This is a genomic window from Vibrio sp. 1249-1, assembly GCF_033340495.1.
Genome location: NZ_JAWOWJ010000092.1, coordinates 1 through 1,184 on the forward strand (window position 1 = coordinate 1; position 1,184 = coordinate 1,184).

At 49.6% G+C, this 1,184-nt stretch carries 2 protein-coding genes; both read left to right on the plus strand.

All coding sequences use genetic code 11. From position 1 onward, the window contains the following. The coding region (locus R7Z50_RS24480) for a PhnD/SsuA/transferrin family substrate-binding protein (RefSeq protein WP_318149344.1) at positions 1-237 on the plus strand (237 nt) is incomplete at its 5' end. 11 nt (positions 238-248) lie between these two features. Then, positions 249-1,184, plus strand: a 936-nt coding sequence (locus R7Z50_RS24485) for a PAS domain-containing protein (RefSeq protein WP_318149345.1), incomplete at its 3' end; no start/stop codon positions are given.

A 1,184-nucleotide genomic window follows, 5' to 3' on the forward strand; every position in this document is an offset into this window, starting at 1 on the left:
AGTGAAACCAAAGAACAACTGAGCGTGATTTATACAACCGCAGGTTATACCCCTCATGCTATTGCAGTCTCGAATGAGGTAGATGAAGAGATGGCTTTGGCATTGCGAGCGGCGATCTCACAACTCAATGAGGATCCCAAAGCACAGGAGAGCTTCGCTTTACTCAATATTGATGGATTGCAATTGGCGCAAGACCAAGATTGGCAAGACGTCGTCCAATTGGGCATTTCGAGATAAGTGGGCGCTTTATGACGCTGCGTTCAAAAACGATAATCGGCATTGCACTCATCGAAGCACTCGCGCTCGGTGTACTTATCATCAGCGGCCTCAACTGGTTTAAAAGCTCGAACGAGACCAGTCTCGAAGTTGGTAGCCAGAATTTGGTGAGTGTGTTTGCTCAAGCTTCGAGAGACGCGGTAATCGCAACGGATCTAGCGTACTTAGACAGCTTTGCACGCTCTGTCGTAAGTGAACACAAGTTGGCTTACATCCGTATCGTCAATCAAGATGGCATCGAACTTACGCTTCAAGGTGATCACACAGGCGTTGACACCAATGTTCGTCCTTTCGATGCAAGCGACGGTGTTTATGACGTGGCGAAAGCAATCACTTTAGGCGATCAGACTTTTGGCGTGGTAGAAATGGGTGTTCACGTCGAGCATGTTCATCAAATGCTTTCGTTTGCGACTCATGCGAGTTTGGTGATTGCCTTTGTCGAAATGTCGCTGGTGGCGCTGTTTTCATTTGCGCTAGGCAGCTACTTGATGAAGCGTCTGGATCTTCTCCGCACTGGGGTAATCAAGGTTTCACAGCAAGGGCCGGGTTCGCAAATTTCTATTTCAGGCAATGATGAAGTCACGCGCGTTGGAGAGGCGTTTAACCCAATGTCGCGCTCTTTAGCGCTGGCGCAAAACAAACTTCAGCAAGAACATCAAACCCAGCAGCAGTTATCCGCCAAAATATCTCAGCTTGCCGAGGTGGCGGAACACGCTCGCGATACCATCATCATTACGCATCCTGACGGCACGATTGCTTGGGTAAACTCTGCGTTTGAGCAGTTAACCGAATATTCGTTAGAGGAAGTGGTTGGCAAATCACCGGGCGAACTGCTGCAAGGTGAAGACACCGACGCAAACACCGTCGCGCTGCTCTCGCAAAGTGTTCGCAGCCATTCCCCGGTTAGG